Annotated in this window: 18 protein-coding genes; all 18 read right to left on the bottom strand. The window is 29.4% G+C overall.

From position 1 onward, the window contains the following. Window positions 1-7: 7 nt before the first annotated feature. The 18 genes from D3P13_RS02170 to D3P13_RS02085 all read right to left on the bottom strand — a co-directional run bounded on the left by D3P13_RS02170 (window position 8) and on the right by D3P13_RS02085 (window position 18,050). The gene (locus tag D3P13_RS02170) at window positions 8-1,672 is read right to left on the bottom strand and encodes a GH116 family glycosyl hydrolase (RefSeq protein ID WP_117879656.1); all 1,665 of its coding nucleotides are present in this window, start codon (window positions 1,670-1,672) and stop codon (window positions 8-10) included. 138 nt (window positions 1,673-1,810) lie between these two features. Next, the gene (locus D3P13_RS02165) at window positions 1,811-2,806 is read right to left on the bottom strand and encodes a GH116 family glycosyl-hydrolase (RefSeq protein WP_117879655.1); all 996 of its coding nucleotides are present in this window, start codon (window positions 2,804-2,806) and stop codon (window positions 1,811-1,813) included. Window positions 2,807-3,117: 311 nt separating this feature from the next. Further along, entirely contained in the window at window positions 3,118-3,579 is a 462-nt protein-coding gene (locus D3P13_RS02160) for a hypothetical protein (protein WP_117879654.1), read from the bottom strand. A gap of 248 nt (window positions 3,580-3,827) precedes the next feature. Then, entirely contained in the window at window positions 3,828-4,502 is a 675-nt protein-coding gene (locus D3P13_RS02155; RefSeq protein WP_117879653.1) for a DUF7822 domain-containing protein, read from the bottom strand. 184 nt (window positions 4,503-4,686) lie between these two features. Beyond that, window positions 4,687-5,205: a hypothetical protein gene (locus D3P13_RS02150; protein WP_117879652.1), complete on the bottom strand. Its 519-nt coding sequence runs from the start codon at window positions 5,203-5,205 to the stop codon at window positions 4,687-4,689. Further along, window positions 5,205-6,944 carry a WG repeat-containing protein gene (locus D3P13_RS02145; RefSeq protein WP_117879651.1) on the bottom strand — a complete coding sequence of 580 codons (1,740 nt, stop codon included), beginning with the start codon at window positions 6,942-6,944 and terminating at the stop codon, window positions 5,205-5,207. Before D3P13_RS02145 ends, D3P13_RS02150 begins: the two co-directional genes overlap by 1 nt. After that, on the bottom strand, window positions 6,944-8,203 hold the full coding sequence (locus tag D3P13_RS02140; protein WP_117879650.1) for a hypothetical protein: 1,260 nt from the start codon (window positions 8,201-8,203) through the stop codon (window positions 6,944-6,946). Before D3P13_RS02140 ends, D3P13_RS02145 begins: the two co-directional genes overlap by 1 nt. Before the next feature lie 18 nt (window positions 8,204-8,221). Further along, window positions 8,222-8,716 (bottom strand): hypothetical protein, encoded by a 495-nt coding sequence (locus D3P13_RS02135; protein WP_117879649.1) that lies wholly within the window; start codon window positions 8,714-8,716, stop codon window positions 8,222-8,224. A gap of 159 nt (window positions 8,717-8,875) precedes the next feature. Continuing rightward, entirely contained in the window at window positions 8,876-9,382 is a 507-nt protein-coding gene (locus D3P13_RS02130; protein WP_117879648.1) for a hypothetical protein, read from the bottom strand. Beyond that, window positions 9,354-9,764: a hypothetical protein gene (locus D3P13_RS02125; RefSeq protein ID WP_117879647.1), complete on the bottom strand. Its 411-nt coding sequence runs from the start codon at window positions 9,762-9,764 to the stop codon at window positions 9,354-9,356. Before D3P13_RS02125 ends, D3P13_RS02130 begins: the two co-directional genes overlap by 29 nt. A gap of 8 nt (window positions 9,765-9,772) precedes the next feature. After that, on the bottom strand, window positions 9,773-11,314 hold the full coding sequence (locus tag D3P13_RS02120; protein ID WP_117879646.1) for a leucine-rich repeat domain-containing protein: 1,542 nt from the start codon (window positions 11,312-11,314) through the stop codon (window positions 9,773-9,775). 1 nt (window position 11,315) lies between these two features. Beyond that, window positions 11,316-12,038: a hypothetical protein gene (locus D3P13_RS02115; protein WP_117879645.1), complete on the bottom strand. Its 723-nt coding sequence runs from the start codon at window positions 12,036-12,038 to the stop codon at window positions 11,316-11,318. A gap of 16 nt (window positions 12,039-12,054) precedes the next feature. Further along, window positions 12,055-12,801, bottom strand: a complete 747-nt coding sequence (locus tag D3P13_RS02110) for a DKNYY domain-containing protein (RefSeq protein ID WP_117879644.1) — start codon at window positions 12,799-12,801, stop codon at window positions 12,055-12,057. Next, the gene (locus tag D3P13_RS02105; RefSeq protein WP_117879643.1) at window positions 12,798-13,247 is read right to left on the bottom strand and encodes a hypothetical protein; all 450 of its coding nucleotides are present in this window, start codon (window positions 13,245-13,247) and stop codon (window positions 12,798-12,800) included. Before D3P13_RS02105 ends, D3P13_RS02110 begins: the two co-directional genes overlap by 4 nt. A 109-nt stretch (window positions 13,248-13,356) precedes the next feature. Beyond that, on the bottom strand, window positions 13,357-14,163 hold the full coding sequence (locus tag D3P13_RS02100) for a hypothetical protein (RefSeq protein ID WP_117879642.1): 807 nt from the start codon (window positions 14,161-14,163) through the stop codon (window positions 13,357-13,359). A gap of 3 nt (window positions 14,164-14,166) precedes the next feature. Then, window positions 14,167-15,786: a hypothetical protein gene (locus D3P13_RS02095; protein ID WP_157972807.1), complete on the bottom strand. Its 1,620-nt coding sequence runs from the start codon at window positions 15,784-15,786 to the stop codon at window positions 14,167-14,169. A gap of 16 nt (window positions 15,787-15,802) precedes the next feature. Beyond that, window positions 15,803-17,359: a hypothetical protein gene (locus tag D3P13_RS02090; protein WP_157972806.1), complete on the bottom strand. Its 1,557-nt coding sequence runs from the start codon at window positions 17,357-17,359 to the stop codon at window positions 15,803-15,805. A gap of 355 nt (window positions 17,360-17,714) precedes the next feature. Further along, window positions 17,715-18,050: a hypothetical protein gene (locus D3P13_RS02085; protein WP_117879639.1), complete on the bottom strand. Its 336-nt coding sequence runs from the start codon at window positions 18,048-18,050 to the stop codon at window positions 17,715-17,717. Between the last annotated feature and the right edge of the window lie 249 nt (window positions 18,051-18,299).

Below are 18,299 nucleotides of genomic sequence, written 5' to 3'. Positions count from 1 at the left end.
TGTATTATTATGTGAACATATATTTTATTTCAATAATTAATTTTCCGTTTTCAATAACTTCTAATGCTTTGAATTTTATTAATACTTTAGAAGCCTTTGTTGTACAAGTGTTTTTTACTCGTTTTCCATTTAAATGTAGTACTGCTTTTTTTAATTTTTTTCCATTTGGAATTTCTAAACTGACTTCTTTAAGTCCCAAATTTCCTGATGCTAATTCAATAGATACCTGTAGTGTATTTCTACTTTGTGTTTGCGTATACGTTCCCCAACCTTCAGCAGCTATAAATCCTGCTTGAAAATTTTCTGGGTTCAATTTAGGAGCAAAAGCCAAATGTTTTTTAGGTCCGTGGTACTCAAAACCACAAGCTGCCAAATACACACCATAACTTGCCATCGCTCTTGCGTAATGGTCGCTACATTCTACTTCATTGTATGGATTTCTTTTTCCTGCATGGTAACGGTCGTGAATGGCTCTAGTAATGGCTAATCCTTCTTTAATTTTATCTTCCCAAACCATATGTCCTGCTGCTTCGTATTCAAACCCTGTCATACATTCATTAAAATATCCAAATTGCCAGTGCTTTTTCCAATCACTTTTTTTACCGCCTTTTGGCCACGTGCACATGACTAAACCTGCATCGTCATCAATCGCATACGGGCGACCTGCTAAACTCTCTGGTAACGATTTTCTAAATTCACCCATATTAGGCACAAAATTGTATTTCCAAAGAGCGTCTAATGAATTTTGAATCATTTCTTTATTATACAATCGTCCCAATCCTAATTGGAATGCCCAACTTTGTCCGAATACCTGATCTATATAACAACCCGCACCAATACCAATAGCATCTTCGTGTTTTGGGTCTTCATTTTGAACAAAATACTCACCATTATACAGGGTTTCTATATTTTTTTTCCCTTTTTTCAAAATGGTTGTGCACATTTTAGAAAAGCTATTGTCTTCCATTTCAATTGCCATTTGTTGACCTGCTTTTAATGCTGCCAAATACAAAGAAGTTATTACAGGAATGTTGCCATACCATTCGGCATCTAAGGTGTTGTGCTGTTCTCCGTAGATCATTCCATTTGCTTCACCATCTTCAGCATCCATATCAATTAGATATTGCAATGCCGATTTAATATATTTCCAATTCGTTTTTAAAAAGATATTGTCTACAGTCATTTGATGCTCACGGTACGATCTTAAAACAATACCTGCTTGTCCATCGGTAGCATCTCTATTGGCTCTACCGCCTCTAAAGTCAATTTTCCCATTACTTTCAATCACCGAAAAGTCGGTTTGCTCTCTTAAATTTCGTTCTAATTCAGGGAACACGCGTCCCATAGCTTGGGCATAATGCCAAACGTGGGTACAGGTTCCTGGGCAATAACCAATACCTTCCCAAGCCCAAAAACGACCATCTTCTAAAAGATAGCAAGTTTCAGTTGCTAAAGTTGATGTGTTTGCAAAAGTTCGGTTTAAAAACCAATATGGTAATGTTGATTTATTATAAAACATATCAACAAAAGACGCTGTTTTTTGATGTAAATTGGTGAAATTTTCAGCAATTTCTTGACCAATTTCCAGAGCATTTTTAAAATGATTACTATAAGAACGTCCTTTAAAACGGTCACCGTCGGCACTTAAATTAGGAAAATACCAACTTATCACAAATGAAATCTCTTTACGCTGTCCTGCAGTTAATGTTACTGTTTTGCTTAATCCTCCTCGTAAACTAATACCAAAAGGTTCTATTACTTCAGTGTTTATTTCGTTTTCTGAAGCTATAAAAGGCTGTAAATAATTATTTTATTGAGTTATTGCTTTTACAGATTCATCTGCATTTAGTAAGGTTAAACTCATGTTTCCGTAATCACGTTTATCTTTAAATTTAAAATCGAGCTCAGAGCCATTTTCATCAATCAAGGCTTCACAAAACAGTGCAGAAGTATTTCCCTTTTTAACAATAGAATTTTTTAATTGCACCTCAGAAGCTGAACCTGAAATGTGTAATGCTGCATTTTCTAACCAGCCCGAGAGTTCGCAAGTAACTTCTTTATCAGTAGTATTAGTGATAGTGTAATGCATTATCGTTGCTGGATAACTTGATGATTTGACATCTAAAGGTATAAATGGTGAAAAGGCTTTTAACTTAACCGTAACGGGAAGGTTTTTATCTTTAAAATTGACCTCCCCGACGGGATATTGTCCTTTAAACGTTATGTCTTTAAATCCTTTGTAGCTTAGCTCACGAACCCAACTTTTAGTATTTTGCTTTACCTTAATAGCAAAACCTTGATCGAAAGGATATTCTTGAGTCACTGGGACAATATAATTACTACCATCTCTCGCTCTAACTTTTCTCCCATTCAACTGGTGTGTTGTATCTACAATACCTTCTTTGGTGTCGTTAAAAATATCCCACAACCAAAGTTTTCCATCACCACCTAAATACACTTGACCTGCACAAATACCACCAACCGGCATTCCTATATATACCAATTCTTTACCTGTATAAGTTTCTGGAGTACCCCTCTGATATAATGATTTTATCCAAGCAGGATCTAAATTTTTATTGATAGGAATTTTATAACCTTCTTGAAGAATTCCTGTTGCACTTAAGGGATGACTTAACCCAAGTGTTGTTAATCCAACAAGGCCTAACCCCATTACCTTCATAAAATCACGTCGCTGAACTAGGCTATTATGAACCACATTTTCTTCAACTTTAGAATTTGGCGTACAACAATCAGAATTTGAATTACAAGTAATAGTTTTTTTACTATTTAATTCTTTTTTATTCATGGAAGTTTATTTAAGATTTTTTTTGAACTACTATTCTTCAAAGTAACATAAAACTAGGTTTTCGAACTACATGAAATTATGCTTTGTTTGATACTTTTTTGCAATTATGTAACTGTTTTACTAAATTATTATATTTTTTGATGAATAGCTTGCTAAAATTAGAACGTTTTGTTTTAGAGAAGTGTGTAAATTTAGTAAATGGAAATTGGTTTGGTTGGAAATGGAACCGAATACACCCAATGCGATGTTGGGTCAAAATTTTATTGGATTTTAGTATTCATAGTTTTTTATATTAACAAAGGAATTTAAATTTAACGTTTAAACATAAATAATAAGACCAATCCGTAAAGAGGTGTAAGTATATACCATTTATACTCACGTATTTTATAAGAATAACTTTTAAAGTACTTTTCTCTTAGTTCATTAAGGTTAGTATAAAAGAATTCTCTAAAAGATATAGCATCGTTTTGTGATTTTAAGGCAGAATATTTAGTTTTTACCTGTTGTATTCTAATGCTTTCTTTACTGTTGTTAGCATAAAAGTTTATAGCAGCAAACCACCGTAAAGCGGGTTCGACGGAATATAATTTTGTTGCTATTTCTAATGAATCAGTCAGGCTAGCATTAGACTGTTGAAAAAAGCGACCAATTTCAAAATCGTAGTTGTCGTATTTTTTAGTTTCGTTCTCTATGCTGTTTGTCCATATGTAAAAACCTAAATTTATTGTTAGTAGTGTAATTAATAAAAATATTGCTTTCCGTTTATTTTTCATACTATGTGCCTAAAAAATTAGATGGCCTTGTAATTAAAACAGAGACATTTATTCGTGTAATGTTTTTTATAATTTCTATTACTTTATTTTAGAAGTAAATGATGTCATTTCTTAGACTATCAAATTTTATAATACCGCTAAAGTAATAACCACTTCTGGAGTTAAATACGCTATGTATTGAATTATTATCAGAGCTTTTACCTCCTATTAAAAAATGATAATTTTGGTTCTTATAAAGTAGGTTCTCATCAAAAATTATAATATAAATGATCTTTCCATTGATCAATGCCCAATAAATTCCATTTTTCTTGTTGGTAATATGCGATGTTATTTTCAAGCTTACGAATACTATCTTTGACGGGTACTTTCTTTTTTGAAAATAGTTTCACGAATATTCTACCTACAAAGTCATTATTGTCTTTAAGATCTTTTAAATAACTTTTTTGGCTGGTAAGCTTTTCTTCAATTTCTAAAACAGCTTTATAGAACGATTTAATCTCAGAATCTATATTTTTTAAATTACTATAGAGTCTGGTATTTTGGTCGTAGATGTTTTCATTTTCCAAATCATAAATTTCCCCAGGTTCTAAAAGGCCATATTTTTCGGTCTTAGAAAGTGAAATTCTGGTGTTTTCAATTTTTTCAATAAGTAAATTTTCATCAAATAGTCTTTTAGATTTCAGCGTTTCTAAAAAATCAAATAATTTACTTTTTCCTTTTTCTAAATTACCTGTTAAGGCTATTTTTTGTTTGTTATCCCATATGATGGAATTGCACATTTGAATTTCTTGACTGATCAGTATTTTATAAGCTAAAGGAATATAATACTCGCTTTCTGACACTCCAGAAATGGTCTTTTTAAGTGCTTTTTCTAGTTTGCATTGGTTGTAATTAAGGGAGTATAAATAACTTCTATTTGCCATATTATTGATGATTTACCTCTTTTAATTTTTCGGGAAGGGGTATGTTATATAGTATATGAAACACCACTGTTTTATCTTGTGTTTTAAATTGCTTTTACTCAAAAGTAGGGCATAGAAACGCTATAAAAAGGGGTGAATCTATATTTGGGTAGATGTAAACAATATTCGCATACTTTTGAATATTTTACATCGTAAAAAGATTAAATTTTCCTATGTTGGTATTGGGATTTTTCTGTTTTAATTCAGACAGAAATTGAGTAAAATTTCTATTCCATAAAGTGAAGTTGTGTCTGAATTTAAATTCAACTTGCTCGTCATTGTGTAAAGCAATTAATTTCCAGATTCGTCTGTTGTTTTCTTTAGATAAAGTGTGTTTAATCTCTATGATATTAGCAAAAGGTATGGCGATTGCTTTTTGCTCATTATTCACTATATAAAAAGCATCATTATGATAATAGTGGTTTTTCGTGGAGATTTTTTTTAAGGAACTAAAGTCAGTTGTAATGTCTTCTGAAAATTCAATGGTATCTATTTGGTTCTTCCCATTTGAAAAGGATGATAATATATAACTCCCTATTGCTAGGGAGATAATAAACGAAAGTAAACCAATAGTCCAAAAAGGCATTTTGTTTAGCACCATTGTTAACAGTAATAGTGCGAAAATTAGAGTAAAAAGAACAGTCTTTAAAATTTTAGGTTTCATTATTTTTCAATCAACTCTCCTTTATAATTATAGCTTTTTTTACCATAATCAAATTTATAGATTCTCTTATTGTTATCATCTTCACCAAAAAAATTGATATAATCTTCTTCTGTATCTACTAACACTTTAGCATTTATATCAATCAGTTTATAGGTATCATTAAATTTTACTGCTGTTAATCCATCTTCAAAATCTTTGGCATCATCATATTTAAATGGAATTACTAATTTACCTTTACTATTAATAAATCCTATTTTCCTGTCTGTATTACTAACCATTATTCTATCATCAGATTGTTTATCATAAACTTTAGTTACACCTGGTATTAACATTGAATTAGCATTCTCATCTAAAATGTAATGTTTATCATCAGTAGTAATTCCAAATACTATATTTCCAACTTCTTGAAGAAGCCAAAATGATTTAGATCCAATTGGTATGTTGTTGGAAGTAACAAGTGTATAATGTTCGTTTTCTTGTTCAGGTAGTATCCCAATAAGACCATTGCTCAGAGCTTTTATATCATAAACTAATAATGTGTCTAATTGTTTTTTGGTTCTGTTTAAATAATAAAAATGATTATAATCTTCATAAAAATTACCACCTATATTTTCTAAACCATCAAATCCATTTAATGTAATTACTTGTTCACCTTTGTTATTTAAAAGTACAGTTGCATCTTCAGTTTCCATAACAAATAAGTCGTCATTCTCATTAAAAGGTTTATAGTTTCGTGCAGTGAATATAATTTCCCTATTTTCAGAATCTTTTTCGAAATATAACTTTAAGGATTTTACATTTCCATGATAGTAGTATTGTCTGTGAAAAATACCATCATTATCATTGAAGAAATCTAAATTTGATAAGTTGTCTTTTAAATATTCTTGAAATTCGGCGGTATTTTCAAAGTCATCATCATTTAATTTTTCTTGTAATTTTTTTAAGTAACCTAGAATTTCAGTAAATACACTTTCCATTTCGCCAGGAGCCACGCCATTGTTAGAATAACCACTTCGGTCTAAAACCTTACCTTCTTCGTTATAACCTTGTATTCTAACAGGTGCCGAAAGTGTATCGCTCATTGTAAAATAAATATAATTGCCCTCTGCTTTAACCAAGCTAATTTCTCCACCGTTATAACTAGCAGTTGGATTGTCTACAGAGATTTCAACAACATCATAATCTTTTACATAAGTTACTTTATAAGTAATATCAATACTATCAATTGGTTTTGTTTTTCCCCAGCTTTCATCAAAAGTAAAATCTACGTCATAGTTTGATATGCTATCCGTCCGTACCTCTCCATCGTGGTAGTAGATTTTGTTAGGTGTAAATCTTTGAGATACGCCTTCTCCTAGGTCCAATAGTTTAGAAGAATCAGAATTGTTCTTTGAAAATTCTAACTGGCTTTCATAATCTTCATAAGTTTGAGTAAATTCAACATTATCAAATTGATGAAGAGCTTTTCCAATACCTGAGGTATCTATTTTAAATTCTTCTTCATATTTTTCATCTTCCTTATTAATTATTTCTATATCATTGGAAAATGAACTTTCAAAGAATTTTGAAAAAGATTCAAATTGTGAGACATTGCTATTCATTTCTTCTTTAATCTCTTCCAATGATTTATCGTCAAGTTTTGATATAAAATGATCTAGTTCTTCATTATCTATAGATTGTGATTTAGAACAGCTAACCATAATTAAGACTACTGGTAGTATATAAAATATTTTTTTCATTATCTGATTATTTTGAGTTCGTTAGATCCTTTTGGTTGGTATAAATAATGATTTAACGTATCATCATAGCCTTTTCCAGTAAAAATGATCATATCTGATTTGTCTTTGGCATAGGTGTAAATTAACTTTCCACCATCATTAAATTCAATTTCAAAATCATTTGCTAGGGTGTACTTGTAGCTGGAGGTTTGAATTGCTAAATAGGCTTCCCATTCATTTCGTGCGGTTTCAAAATTAGTATCAAAATCTAATTGTTGCATTTCGAAATCTTTTTGATAGAATATATCGTTAATTGCTTGCTTATCTTTCGCTAAAATGGCCTTTCCTAATTTATCATATAATGCAATTACTTTTTTCTTCAAGTTTTTGTCATTTCTTAAATCGGCACCGTCAGTCCATGCAATAGGGTAGTAGGGTAGTATAGAATTAAATTCAGTATCAAATACAATAGAATTACTACCATTTAGAGCTGTTTTTACGATTTCTTGAACAGGTTCATTATTACTTTTATTGATAATGGTAGCCGAAAAATAAGACTGTTCATGAAATGTTTTTGAACCCTCACTTTTACTAGGTTTAGCTATTATTTTTATTGAAGAATTAGGCCCAGTAATGTAGTTGTTTAAATTAAATTCAGTAATATTAGTAGACTCTGTAATGATTATGTCGTTAAGAATTATATCATATAGGCAATCATAAGCTCTTATATTTAGTATGTATTTAGGTTGGTTCTCAAAAGTTTTAATCTTCTTATGAAGGTTTGCTAATGGTATAGTGTAGGTTGGTTTATAGTTTATAGTTAACTCAGCATAATCTTTATCTCCAAAGGCCGCTAAATGTTTACCATTAACTAGTTTGATTTCAAGTTTTTTATTTTCAGTTTCATCTTTCCAAAAAAAGTCAATATCGTCACTATAACTGTCTGCTATATTTGTTAAACCCTTTTCAGCTTCCAATGATTCCAGTAAATTTTTGGCAGAAAAGTTAAGGGTATCCGTTGTCAGTAAAGTGTAATTATCAGTAATAAGAGCACTTTTTACAGGTACTCCAGCATAGTGCATCCCTTTTAAAGTGATTTCTTGAAAATTGGAAGTACTGTCAACTTTTTCATCTTTATTTTCAAGTTGCATTTTTGCGATTAATGCTTTGGTTTCTGCCAACGACTTTATTTTTGAAAAATCATATTTAAGCGTGTCACTACCACATGAAGTAAATGTGAAGTTGATAGTTAATATGAGTAAAATTATAAGGTTTTTCATTAGTTGAATATTAAATATTTATTCTTGTTTTAAGACGATTGTTAAAGAATCAAAATCTTTAAATACACCTTGAACTGTTTCTTCTTTTTCTTCTTCTTCCTCTTCTTCTCCTTGTAGGTTTATACTTAATAATATCTGTTTGTTGTCAGTTTCCCATTCATATCTAATTCTAGTTGTTCTTTCGCTAGTTTCTGGTTCACCATATAATTCAAATAATTTAGCTTTTATTTTTTCATAGTCTGCGTTTTCATTAAACGGTTTAATGTTTATCACTTTACCGTTCCAACTATCACTAAATGTTACTTTATTAACAATAACACCGTAAAATCGTAAGAAACGTTCATCATTAAATTCAATTTCACTATATTCTTCATTAAACGGTATACCTTTAAAATGAGCTTTTATATCGGTTTCATAGGTGATATCTTCTAAGTTTTTTACGAGTCCTTTATAGTCTATTTGGGCGTAACCAAATAAGGAGGTAAATAATAGGAGCATGGTTAGTCTTTTCATAAGTTTTTTTGCTGATTAGCTGTTGTATTTGCGATTTAACATGGCAAACATATTATAATTTAAAATTGATTGAAATGGCTAATATATATTCGTAGTAGTTTGGTAAATATTTGAAATTCGACGGTAGTATTTATTATGTTTCTTAATAAAATCTGTCTTTTACCTTATTATTTTAAGTTCTTTGGAGCCTTTAGGTTGGTACAACATGTAAGACATTTGAGTATCTATTGTTTTTCCATTGAAGATGAGCATATCTAAATTATTTTCAGGCTGTATGTATACCAATTTTCCGTCAGCATAATATGTCATGCTAAAATCTTCTGATACGGAATAATTTTTTGCAGGTTCATTTAGTGTAATAATTTCTGTCCAAAGTTTTCTAGTTGTTTCAATTTTGGTGTCAAAATCCAATTGTTGAATTTCATATTCACGTTTATAGAGTAGGTCATTAATGGCAATTTCATCGTTCTCTAAAACTGCTTTACCTAGTTTCTCGTAAAGAGCAATTATTTTTATAGGTAACTTTTCATCCTTTCTTAAATCAACGCCATTTTTCCAAGCTTCAGGGTAATATGGTAATTTAGAATCAAACTTAAATTGAAAAACAACTGGTTCATTGCCTTCAAGTAAGGTGTTGTCAAGAGTTTTTTTTAGAATCAGTAGCATGTTCTTCTATTATCATGGCAGATAATTTTGAATATTCTCTAAAACTCTGAACCTTTCTTTTATTGATAGTTCCATTTTCAGGATAAGAGATATATCCAGGATTTGCTATTATTTTGATAGAAGAAACTTTGTCTGTAATATAATTGTTTAAATCATAATTCTTTGTGCCATATGTAGGATTGATTTCAATACCATTTATGTAAACATCAACTTCACATTTTTGTGAATCAATAATTAGTTTATATCGCTGTTGGTTTTTAAATACTTTTAATTCAACAGGTGTGTTAGTAGGCGGCTTTAATTTCGAAACCTCATGGTTGTCTTGACTATAAGAAGTTGTAAAAATACTTATTAGCGTAATAATTAAAATTATTTTCTTCATACTGTTTTTTATGGATTACGATTATAGGTGTGAATTTTCAAATGAGGATACTTTTTTTTAAGTATTTTAATTTCTTCATAATCTTTATCATCTAGGTAATTTAGATGCAGTTCCTTAAGATATTTTAAATTGTTAAATGCATCAAAATCTATGGCATCTGTATAGTAATCAAAATCAAGTTTTTTTAATTTTTTTAATGAATAAACTTCTTCTGGTAGTTTTTTTAAGTTACAGAAACCGATGTTTAATTCTTCTAGATGTTCGATTTTACCTAAATAATCAAAACGTTTAATTTTTTTGTTAAAACTTAGGTTCAGTTTTTTTAATTTTTTAATTTTATTAAAATATTTGGGTACGCTTTCAAAAGTACAAAAACTGAGGTTTAACTCTTCGAGATCATTCAGGTTTTCTATGCCTGCCAGATTTTCTAAATTGTTATTGTCAAAGAGATTTAGGTATTTTAATTTTTTAAGTTGTAAAACTTCATAAGGAAGCATATAACCTGTTTCTCTGTTTTCCTGTAAGTCTAAATGAGTAAGATTAGTTAATTGCTCTAATCCCTCAAAATCTTGTAATACACTTCCTGTTTTTAGTGATTTTAGATTTTTTAGTGCTAAAATTTCAGGTCTAATAGTTGAAATGTTACTATGCGAAATATCTAAAGTTTCTAATTGTACTAAATATTCTAAAAACCATAAACTATTTACGTATCCTAATTTGAGATTACCTGATATATTTAGACTTTTTAGTTTGCTGAATGTACTAAATACCTTAGGAAACTTTACAATATTACATGCAGATACATTTAAATGCTCAAGTTGTTTTGTATATTTTAAATTTGATAGGTCTGTCAGATTATTGCTGTAATGTAAGTCGAGATATTTTAAGTTTTTTAAATACTTGAAACTTTTGGGAATTGAATCGAGTTTGGTTTGTTCAAAAATGAGTGTGTCAATATGTGCTAAGTATTTAAAACTTTCATAGTCGCTAATGGAGTCAGCAGATAATATTACTTTTCTTAGTGATTTTAATTTTAAAATAGCCTTAGGGATTTTGTTTTTTAGATATACATCTAGTGATTTTAGCTTCTGTAAAGGGATAATCCTTTTGATATGCTTTTCATTTTCTAGACTTCCTATTCTTATATGCTCAAGTTGGGTAATTTTTTTTATTTTTTTAGGTAAAATGAGAAATTTACAAAAGCTAATATCTAAGGTTTTTAAATGTTTAAGATTGTAAATACCTTTTAGGCTTTGAATTGCATTGCAGTGTGAAACTGTTAATTTTTCTAGGTTGGTTAAATTACCTAATGGTGTTATATCTGTTAAACTATCTTGAAATTTTATATTGAGACTTTTCAGGTTTTTAAATTCGGCAATATCAGTTGGAAGTTCCTTTATTTTATAGTAAAAACCATGAATTTCTAAATGATGAATCTTCGTTTTATCAGTTTGATTTGTAATTTCACTGTATTCATAGACTTTGTCCTTGTTTTGAGCAAAGCTCAAATTGACATGAAGTAATAGTATAAGTAAAATAAAGGTTCTCATTTTAAGTAAAGAATAGTATATACGTTAAATAACCAATTAGGGCTATTGAATAGAGTGTTATTTTAGCTAAAACACCACTATCAGTTTGCGTATGCTTATTTGTAAAAGCATCTAGAATGGCATAAAGTAATATGATTAATAACGGTATGCCAAAGAGTAATTTGTAGTGTTTGTCTTCTAAGACAAAAAAACTTACCAATATGATCATCATACCAAAACCTGCTAAGTTAATTTCTACGTATTCATTAAGTTTAAATTTGGTGCGATATTTTATTACCCCAGATTGCGTATTCTTTTTAATTTGGGATAATACAACTTGGTAATCAGTCAATTCAGCGGGTATAAAGATTTGTTTTTTAAGAGCTCTAATGCGAAGTCCTCTTTTTGTTTCACGATAACTTTTTATATCTCTATAGCTTATTTTCGTGTTTTTAGCATTGGGTACTTGTTTCTCAATAGTAGTATCATCAAGTATATATTTTGTGTCAATAAAAGCACTTTTTGCACCTTTTTTTGCCGAAAAAAAACCAGCGATTAAAAAGAAGAAACCAATACCTGCCATAATGAGAGCAAAATTTTTATCCCTAAAAAGATCACCATCTTTAACGGCGTTGGCTATTACAAAACTCGTAAAAACCAAACAGATCAACAATGGATAAATTGCAATCACTTTTTTAGTCGCTAATTTATTTATAGCAGTATCTGAAAAGGCATAAATATTCATAGATTTTAATTTTGAATTAATTTTGAATTAATTTTGAAAAATCTTTTACCGAAACTGATTTACGCTTGTATTTTTTATAAAACTCCTCATGGGTCATTATTAATTCATCCCAGAAGTAGTAACCAAATTTATCTTTTGCATAAGGGCCAGCACCTATTTCTGAAGTGAAAGTTTTGTAATCTACATTTTTTAAAATTCCAGCTCGTTCTCCATAAATATTGTTTTTGTCTTTTGCATAATTATCGCCAATTACATGGAAAGTATCATAATCCGCAGTGGTGTATTTTGAAAATCTTCCACCATACGCCATATCAAAGTAATGGTAAATATTGTTTTTGTCTTTATAAAAAGTACTTCCTAAATGCTCAAATGATTCCATGTCAATTATTTCATTTAAAGTGCTTTCACTATCGCAGAATTGGGTAATATAATTTTTAGTATTACCAACTTCAGTGGCATAGTCAATTTGAAAACCGAGTTGACCTGCGTTGTTACGGTAAAGTTTGTCCTTAATAAGTTTCCAGTCTAATGCCATATTAATACTATCTAGCCTTTCTATTGTGTTCTTGATTTTATCCTCTCTGGAAAGAGTATCTTGAACCAAGGGGTCTTCAAGATCTACCGCATCTGCTGCTTCTGAAGCATCTATTACGCTTTCTGAAGTATGTCTATGAATATAGTCTCTATCTTCAAAATTAGGACACCCCAAAAGCATTAAAAGTGTCAAGAATGGGAAAAGTCTTGATAAGTAACCTACGTTCATAATTTGCGTGTTTTGAGTTGTTTCATTAAGCTATAAAAATCTTTAGTATCGATGGTGTTTTGATATATTGTCATTTTTTTACCATTATAAAAAGTCAACTTTACTTTTTGAAAATTACGATATTTGTCGGTGTTTTTAAACAAGCTTATGAATATAAACGGACTTGTGCCTGTTTTATGTTTTTTAATTTGTTTTTGTTTCAGCTTTTTTAAATCAGCAGTTTTAGTAAAAAGGCCAAAAAAGTTTTTCTTTATTAATTGAGCGTTTTTTATTTCATAACGCTCTATTTTCCAAAAGCCATAACATAGTGTTGTAATTGATAAAGCAAGCCAGAAATAGCCCAACGGATGTTTCTGTAAAGAATCAGAAAAATAATAACCAATTAAAAATAAAATTCCTAACAAAATAAGTTCTGTGGCAATGCTATTATCTGGTTTTGCTTTCAATGTTTTTATTTTGATACTGTAAAAGTATGAGGTAATGTATTCATATAAATAGGACAATTAATATTTGAAGACTTTTGGTTAATATTCGATAAAATGTTGGAATACTATGTTATTTAAGCTTTTTGGACTTTAACACTGTTGTAATTTGAATTAAACGGAAAATACTATAGCAGTAAAACATCATATTACTTAATCCGAGAATAATTACAGTAGAAGAAAAGCCTTCTTTTATATAACCTCTATAAGTAATGTAGGTAAATAATGGAGCTAAAATTAAGACAGCTATATGTGGAGTTAATGATTTTTTGGTAGTAATTTTTACATTTGGATAGTTGGGTGTATTTTTCATCCGATCTTTCATTTCTTTTGCATAAAACGAAGAGAGTTCCTCAAATTCAGTTGAAAATCCTGTACCGCCTGCAATTAAATCATGGCGTACTAAATGTGTTATTCCCTGAAGGTTTTGTGTTTCAATTTTTTTAATTTCATCATATAGATTGGTCATTAATTCACTAATGCTTGTAAACCCAGTAATTTCTATGATATCCAATAATAAATATTGATTGGGCTTTGCAAATTTGGAATCAATATAGGAACGAAAATCGTTAAATATAGGGATGCTCTCTGGTGCATAACTTTCTAGAAACAATTGTGTTTTGTGTATGTTTTTAAGAAAGGATTTTTTCTCAACTCTAAAAGATCCTGTATTGGGGTTATTACGAAAATAATCTTCAATTTTATCATCATCTTCGGAATTTAAAAGTTCTTCAATTTCCAACCAGACAGGTTTTACATTATCTAATATCTCATTATCCAGCAATCCAATCCAAAAAAAAGGTAATGAATTGTTTGCTTCAAATAATAGTACATTTGTGTCTTTTTCTGTTTGAATGCTTAAATACGCTCTGTTACCCATAATTTAATAATACTCATTAAAAGTCTTTATGTCTAACCAACCTTGTTTGCCATCTTTAGATATCTTATAAAAAGAGCGAGTAATTTGCTCAATAGAATCAAATTGTGTGGTTTTATGATTTGGGTAAATACCAACTTTACCTTCCTTATAAAAATAGATTAATCCATCTTTGGTATTCATTTCAATATTGTCATAAACCAATGGTAGTGCTTCGGTAACTTTTACATAGCCTTTTTTGTCCAAACCAGTTGGTAAGGGTTTTAGAATAGAATCACCAGATTTGGTTATAAAATATTCTTTAGGTGGTTTTATAGTTACTGCTTTTTCTGAATCATAAGTAAAAATACCTGTTTTGTCGTTTTGCGTTACTTTTAGTAATTTCGGTTGTATATTTATTTCACCAACGTAGCTGCTGTTGCCATCCCAAGAGAAATGATTAGAATTATCTAAAAAACTGACCTTACTATTTTTAGGTAAATTTCGTAATTGTAACGTTTCTCCATATAGCATTCCTCCAAAAGAACCACTTGAAGTGCTAATGCTGAATGGTGTTTTAAGATCTTTGTTTTTTTGAATACGATACTCGCTTGAGGATACCGTGCCGCAAACAAAATAGGATACAGGGGGCAATGTACGTATTTTATTACCTTCACTATCCAAATAATAAGCACCTTCAGCGTCTAATATTTCTATACCAGAATGATAAAAATACACCTGTTGCAACGAAGGAACTTCTATCGACTTTAAAGCGAAATTATAAATTGAAGTACTAGATGAAGTTTTACCAATGATATATTGTGGGCTAATTAAGATGGAGTCAAATGCCTTTTTAAGTTTATCAGTTCCATAGTTGTTAACCAATCTATATTGGTTTGAATCCTTCTGTAATTTGTAAAAGTCCTCTGGATTAAAATAGGTTAATAATTCTTTGTTTCTGAAGTTATAACGATCGTCATCTATAGAGATGTTGCTGTTTGTCATCGGTTTGTAATCATCAAACACCATTAAGTTTTCCTTTTTTAATGGAAGTAAAATTCCTATTATTGAGCTTCCTTGAAAATAAAGATTCATGTATTTGTCATTACCTAAACTTAAAATAAGTGTCGTAAGAAATTCTCTATCTTTTATTCTCCATTTGTCCGTTTTATCATCGTGTTGATTTTCAATAAAGCCTCCTAGACCTGCACCTAATCGGGTTGAATACGTAAGCTCATTTATGCTTGTTATGTCTTCGGTAATGGGTTTTAATAAAGTAGTATTTTTTTTATCCGTTTCTGAATTATGCAGCAGCCAATTATTTTCTGATAATAATTTTTTAAAACCTAAAAGCGTATTGGGAACTAATGCTGTTGTGTGAATAATGTTATCATATTTTTCTTGAATTTCATGGAGTGTTTCTACGCTATCGTCTTTTTGTATTTCAAGTAAAATCACCTTGTTTTTATTGGTGCTTTTATCTAAATAAATTTCATTAAAATTACCATCATCATCTTTTTGAAACAAATAGTAATAGGCATCATTATTATATGCAATCAAATCTATAATTGTAGTTTTTATGACATCTTGTGCATTAATGCTTATCGATGTTAATAAAACAATTCCTATAAAAAGAAATTTATTCATATGACTATACATTTACCTATTCTTTTAATTCAACACCCTTAAAATTAAAAACTTCATATTTAGAATTGGATTGTCCGTCAATGCTTCTACTGGTTTTAATTATGTTGTCATAAATGCTTATACTATCATAAATTTCTGGTAGAATTTGTTTACCATTTTTGTCATAAACACCTCTTGTATCATCTAAGTTAAGCACTTCAAATAAACCATTATCTACACTAATATATTTATATTTGTTAGGGATTACAAGCTGGTTAGTTTTAGCATTTGTAACACCATATAATAATATGTCCCAACTGTCTTTTATTTTACTAATTACCAAATTACCGTAATAAAGCTTTGTTTCACGTAATTGATAAGATACTGGCTCTAGTTTCTCTTCCATAATATTAAGATGGAATAACTGTTCTGATTCTCCAATGAAATAAAAGTCATTACGAGCATTTAAATATTCATAGTTAGGTTGTATTTTCCAGTTACCATCAATTCCCATCAATCCGTCTTTCCCGGAAACAGTATCTGTTGAAATATAATAACCATATGTATTCTCTTCAAGTTTTCTATATGCGTTTTTTTCGATTAAAATATTTCGTTTTCCAAAAATATTTTGTTCTTTTTTAATAAATAAATCAATTGAAGAAACATCTCCGTTAAAATAATAAGTTCCTGTAAATAATTGCTGTGTACTTGTAGGTTCATTAGGTACGTTTTTTTTGATATATGCATCTAGTTTCTTTTTATTCTTAAACTCATTATCTTTTAGTTTTTTAAGGGCGGATTTCTGAATAACCAATACTTTTTCAAAAAATAACAATTCTTCTTTTGAGGGTAAGGTATTACCAGACATGCCTTTTTTCTTTAATACATTTCCATCTTTATAAATAGCATTAATATCAACTATCCGTTCTTCTAACACCTTAGGCATAATCAGCGTAACTTCGTTTTTGTTTATTTTTTTTAAGATAATATCTCCTTCGGGTAAAGATATTTTGTTATTGACTATACCTAAGCTAACCTTATTAATAATTGGATATTGGTACTGCACTTCAATTGCTAATTTAGCTGCAGGTTTAGAAGATTCAATTTGATTACCTTTTCTAGAATTGCCAGGGCTATAAACCATAGTGTCGTTTACAGCAAGTGTTGTTTTATTTTTAAAAAATACTTTTTTTAATAAAAAAATAGGTTCTTCCTTTGTAGGAGTAGTATAGTATCCAGATTGGCTTATTATTTTTCCGAAATCATAACCATAATAATCCAACTCAAGATAGTTAGTAGGGTATAGTAGTTTTTCGACAAATTTTATAGAATCTAAATAGTTATTTATATGTTCTTCAATTACCAATGTGTCTTTTAAACCAAAAGCATCACGGAAATCAGATACTTTCAAAGAGTCATTTCCTTCATGATCTGCTGGTGTTAGGATGATACTAGAATCCATAAAAGCAAGTAAAGACTCGATAGATTGCACTATTTTTTCAAGTTCAATTTGAGCTTCTTGTAATTCCTTGTTTTGAGGTTTACAAGCAATACTAAATAGCAAAAAAGATAATATGTAAATGTATTTTTTCATGAGTGATAATTTTATCTTCATTGATTTGATTGATGATGCTAAAATAATTTTATTTGTTAATTATCAATCATAGGAATATATATCTGCTAAGCTGAAATTTATATTCGTTACAGATTAAATTGTTAGTGTATTCAGTATTCTTTCCATTGCTCTAACTTACTTCAATACTTCTATTTTATATATAATAAATACAATATGAATTTCTATAAAGAAATAAATATAGTAGGAGTATTAATCTTAAAATTGATTTTATAATGTGCTTTTAGAAAGAAGAAAATATAGTTTTAAAACATTGCTAAACTTAACCTCTGTTAGATGAGATAGAGATTGTAAGAAATGATATTTTAGGTTGTTATTATCTAAATATAGTCATTATAATGGTCGGTAAAAAAAGAAATAATATAAGTATAATACCAGACCAAAACCAAAATGGTGTTTTGATAAAAGAATTTATTTCATCATATTTTCTTTTTAATGAAGTATCCATTTCTTTAGGTGCAAGCGTTTTTTTACAATGTGTACATTCTGATACTCCAGTTTTACCAATAGGGAAAAATGGTATCCAATAAAGATGTGCGTATTTACCAAAAATAGTAATATTGATAGGGGCCTGATTTTTACAGTGCTGACAAGTAGGACCTGTAACCCTTTCTGTTTTTAAATGTTTACTTCTACTTCCGTAAAATATCATAATATTAAAGTTTTTTAAATTTATAAATGGGGTACCGTTTGTGATATTTATTTGGTCAAAATCTTGGTATAAACCTTCCTTTGATTGGTTAAATGAAGCGATTTTGTGGTAGTTTAGCCTATATGTTTTATTCTAAATGTGGATACTTGAATAGTTTTGATTTTATTTTTAACATGCCACAACTAGTTCAAATGTATCTCTTAAAATAAGAATACTCTACCCTAAATGAGGATAGAGTATTCTGAAATT

The organism is Aureibaculum luteum, from assembly GCF_003449015.1.
GTDB classification, from domain to species: domain Bacteria; phylum Bacteroidota; class Bacteroidia; order Flavobacteriales; family Flavobacteriaceae; genus Aureibaculum; species Aureibaculum luteum.
This window is presented reverse-complemented; position numbering and strand designations above follow the sequence as displayed.